We start from the raw sequence: 3,825 nt of genomic DNA, 5'->3' as shown, positions 1-3,825 counted from the left end.
AACAACGCCGCTGGGGCTTTCCCCCGTTTGATTGACCTCGGCATGAATCCAAAAATCCTTACTTCAGCTATCCACGTAGCCATGGCTCAACGTCTTGTGCGCAAGCTCTGTCCCGTCTGTCGCAAAGAAGTCCCTATTCCAGAGGAGCGTAAAGCGCTTGTAGCTGAAGTGCTTGCAAGTATTCGGCCTGATGAATTTAGCTCTATTCCTAGCCATGTTTATATTGCCCCAGGATGTGCTGCTTGCAACAAAACAGGCTTTCAAGGACGCATTGGTATTTATGAGGCTATTTTGAGTGACAGTGCTATTGAGCAGATAGTAGAGAGCAACCCGAGCGAGCGTGAGATCAAAGAAGCCGCGCGCCCACAAGGCATCTATGATATGAAACAAGACGGGGTTATAAAAGTTTTGAAAGGAGTGACTTCTTTTGATGAGCTCGAGCGGGTGGTGGATCTTATTTTAGAAAATCACACCTAAAATTTTCACAAAATTTATGCGTGCTTCTGTCAATTGACAGCAGATGTCAAGCGGGCGTATGCTTTATGTAGAAATAAAAAAACAGCTCTATAAATCTCTAAGCAATTCTTTCAATAATGACACCAAAAGTTAAATGAGTCTTCCAGGATAGCTCCAGTACGAGACCGAAGTTTCAACCAGAGCGTCCTTCAAGAAACATTAGTAGACCGTAAGGCCTAATTGCTTAGAGATTTATGAAGCCGTTTTAGCGGACTTGTAGTGTACACAACATTTATGGTTATGTCCACCCCATTCCAAACTGCTGACTTATTTGTTAGTTTCGCTATCATCTTAGCATAAAATAATTTATATGTCAAGAAAGCCCATAACCCCTCACCTAAACCCCCAAAATACCCAAGACCCTATGATTGAGGCTCTGCCTGATGAACACTTTCTCGACCAAACCCTTCGCCCGGCTGTCTGGGCTGATTATATTGGCCAAAAAAATATTAAGGACAACCTCAGCATTCTTTTAACAGCGGCTAAGGAGCGCAAGCACCCTCCGGAACACATTCTTTTTTATGGCCCCCCCGGTCTAGGTAAAACCACTCTCGCCCATCTCATCTCAAAAGAAATTGGAGCCCAGATGAAAGTCACTTCTGGTCCGGCTATAGAAAAAGTGGGTGACCTTGCTTCCATCCTCACCAATCTTTCTGCAGGTGATATTCTCTTTATTGATGAGATTCATCGCTTAAATAAATCTATCGAGGAGGTTCTCTACCCTGCCATGGAGTCGGGGGTGCTAGATATTATTATTGGCAAAGGTCCGTCAGCCCGTACTATTCAGCTCGAGCTCCCAGCCTTTACCATGATTGCTGCTACTACCCGCATTGCTTTGATTTCATCTCCGCTTCGTTCACGTTTTTCGGGAGGAGTTTTTCGACTGGAATTTTATTCAAATGAAGAAATTTCAGAAATTATCCGCCGATCGGCTAAAATACTTGGCATTGAGGCTGATGCTCAGAGCATCTTGGAAATAGCCAAGCGCAGCCGCTTTACTCCCCGCACCGCCAACTACCTCCTCAAACGCTGTCGTGACTTTGCTCAGGTTAAAAAAAGTCAGTTGACTAAAGAAATGGTGGACCAGGCCCTAGAATTGTTAGGCATTGATCACCAAGGCCTGACTGTCTCTGATAGAGCTATTTTAAAAACTATCGTTGAAAAGTTTAAAGGCGGACCGGTAGGTCTTGGCACCATCGCCGCCTCCCTTTCAGAAGAAGAAGCTACTATAGAAGAGTATAATGAGCCCTACCTCATTCAAATTGGCTTTATCGAACGCACTCCCCGCGGTCGTGTGGTAACCGAAAGTGGCTATGCCCATCTCAATATTGAATATCCAGCCCATCAACAAAACAGGCTCTTATAATTATTTTAAATTCATGTCAGGTCACAACAAATGGTCACAAATCAAACGCCAAAAAGGGAAGACTGATGCTCAAAAAAGCAAAGTCTTTTCAAAATACGCACGACTAATATCCTCTGAATCAAAAAAAGCTGGAGGCAATATTTCTGCAGCTTCTTTGATGGCCGTGATTGATCTAGCAAAAAAGGAGAACGTGCCCAAGGATGTCATCGAACGAGCTATAAAAAAAGGAACTGAGGCTTCGACTCAGCAAATGGAATCAATCACCTACGAAGCTTATGGCCCGGGCGGTTGTGCCATCATCATTGAAGCCCTGACTGAAAATCGCAACAAAGCGGCCCAGGAAATAAAACACATTCTCGCCCAGCATGAGCTGTCGTTGGCTAGTATTGGCTCAGCTGTCTGGGCTTTCGCCCGGACCGGAGTAGAATGGAACCCGACAGTGACCGTTCCCCTTTCTGATGAAGATTTAAACTTACTAACAAAAGTAGTAGAGGCTTTGGAGGATAACGATGAGGTCCAAGCTGTTTTTACTAATGCCGAATAATCCATTATGAAAATCCTTGCCATTGATCCCGGGTACGAACGTCTTGGAATTGCTATTCTTGAAAAAAACAAAAGTGACAAAAAAGAAAAGCTGCTTTACTCAGACTGTTTTAAAACTTCAGCCAAAATTCCATTTTGTGAAAGGTTGGTTTTAATAGGCGATCAAATAGAAAAAATAATTGAAATTTACAAGCCAGCCGCCCTTTCTATCGAAACCCTTTTTATTACCAACAACCAAAAAACAGCCATGCATGTGGCTGAAGCCAGAGGGGTCATCATCTACGAAGCCTCTAGAGCTGGGCTTTCAGTCTCGGAATATACCCCTCTACAGGTAAAACTGGCGACAACAGGCCATGGCTCCGGAGACAAAAAACAGATTATAAAAATGCTTCCAAACCTAATTTCCTTAAATAAAGAAATCCGTCATGATGACGAATATGATGCCATTGCTTTGGGTATCACTTACTTTGCCTATAATAAAATATAGCCAAAAATAAGGTTTAAATGCTAAAAAGTTTTCCACAGTTGCATAAATATATTATTCTGGTACAAATATAAAAATCTACTAATAAAAATTAAGCTTTAAATATGAGTTCAACTATGAGCGATGATTTCAAAACCCAAAATGACGAGTTGATAGATCCATTAACCACCTCTGCCATTCTCGATACCGAAGATGAGATTGCTGATGTAGTAGTGGATGATCCATCCACTGTTATTGAAAATGAAGTTCCGGCAGAAGAAGAGGAAGATGACGGATTTAAGGATGATTTTTACAACAACGAAAACGAAGAGTAAAATAAAAAAACATTTTGTTTTTTATCTCACTACTATCTTTATAAATTCCTTTTTGCCTACTTTCAAGACCATATTCTTTTCCACTATAGAGTTGGCATCAAAGATTTTTTCCCTTGTCTCTGCATTTGAAATAGCACCTTCTTTTATGAGTCTCACAAAGGCCGAGCCGGAGGTAATGTTGTGTGCCACACCTGCAACTAAAATCTCTTTTAATTTTTTACCCTTATCCACTTCAATCGTTTTTACATTCTCAGGCACTTCTCCTTTTTGGAAAGTGGCTAAAAAGTTTTCTTTTACTTGAGCGGCCGTCTTTGAAGAATCTTTGCCTCCTAAAATTAGCTTCACCACCTCTTCGGCCAAGACTAGTTTCGCATCACGAGGATTGCCTCCCTGCTCCAAGTTTTTTTTGATTATTTCTATTTCTTCCAAAGAAAGATCTGTACATATCTCTAAGGCAGGCAAAATCATTCCATCTGTCCAGCTCATAACTTTACCAAAGATATCTACTGGCGAATCGGTCATAGCCACCGCATTGTTTTCAGTCTTGCCCATTTTTTTTCCGGTGGTGTCAGTCAAGAGTTTCATGGCAACAACTACCTTTT

At 41.8% G+C, this 3,825-nt stretch carries 6 protein-coding genes; 5 read left to right on the top strand and 1 reads right to left on the bottom strand.

Annotated features, from left to right (window positions below):
* From PHF79_04080 to PHF79_04060, 5 genes are all read left to right on the top strand, one after another.
* A partial coding sequence (locus PHF79_04080) for a hypothetical protein (GenBank protein ID MDD5318958.1) occupies positions 1-477 on the top strand: 477 nt, incomplete at its 5' end.
* 403 nt (positions 478-880) lie between these two features.
* Complete coding sequence (gene ruvB / locus PHF79_04075) at positions 881-1,882, top strand: Holliday junction branch migration DNA helicase RuvB (protein MDD5318957.1); 1,002 nt, start codon at positions 881-883, stop codon at positions 1,880-1,882.
* Positions 1,883-1,895: 13 nt separating this feature from the next.
* Positions 1,896-2,426, top strand: coding sequence for a YebC/PmpR family DNA-binding transcriptional regulator (locus PHF79_04070; protein MDD5318956.1), 531 nt, complete (start codon positions 1,896-1,898; stop codon positions 2,424-2,426).
* A 6-nt stretch (positions 2,427-2,432) separates the two neighbouring features.
* Positions 2,433-2,912 (top strand): crossover junction endodeoxyribonuclease RuvC, encoded by a 480-nt coding sequence (locus PHF79_04065; GenBank protein ID MDD5318955.1) that lies wholly within the window; start codon positions 2,433-2,435, stop codon positions 2,910-2,912.
* A gap of 101 nt (positions 2,913-3,013) precedes the next feature.
* Entirely contained in the window at positions 3,014-3,223 is a 210-nt protein-coding gene (locus PHF79_04060; GenBank protein MDD5318954.1) for a hypothetical protein, read from the top strand.
* A gap of 21 nt (positions 3,224-3,244) precedes the next feature.
* Here the strand turns inward: PHF79_04060 and PHF79_04055 are convergent.
* The coding region (locus tag PHF79_04055) for a hypothetical protein (GenBank protein MDD5318953.1) at positions 3,245-3,825 on the bottom strand (581 nt) is incomplete at its 5' end.

This window comes from Candidatus Paceibacterota bacterium, assembly GCA_028714275.1.
Lineage (GTDB): Bacteria > Patescibacteriota > Minisyncoccia > Phycocordibacterales > CAINVO01 > CAINVO01.
Note: the sequence above shows the minus strand (reverse complement) of the source record. Positions and strands in the feature narration are given on the sequence as shown.

Coding starts and splice junctions, on each gene's coding strand:
- ruvB (MDD5318957.1), top strand. CDS start 881: ATGATTGAGGCTCTGCCTGATGAACACTTTCTCGACCAAACCCTTCGC.
- PHF79_04070 (MDD5318956.1), top strand. CDS start 1,896: ATGTCAGGTCACAACAAATGGTCACAAATCAAACGCCAAAAAGGGAAG.
- PHF79_04065 (MDD5318955.1), top strand. CDS start 2,433: ATGAAAATCCTTGCCATTGATCCCGGGTACGAACGTCTTGGAATTGCT.
- PHF79_04060 (MDD5318954.1), top strand. CDS start 3,014: ATGAGTTCAACTATGAGCGATGATTTCAAAACCCAAAATGACGAGTTG.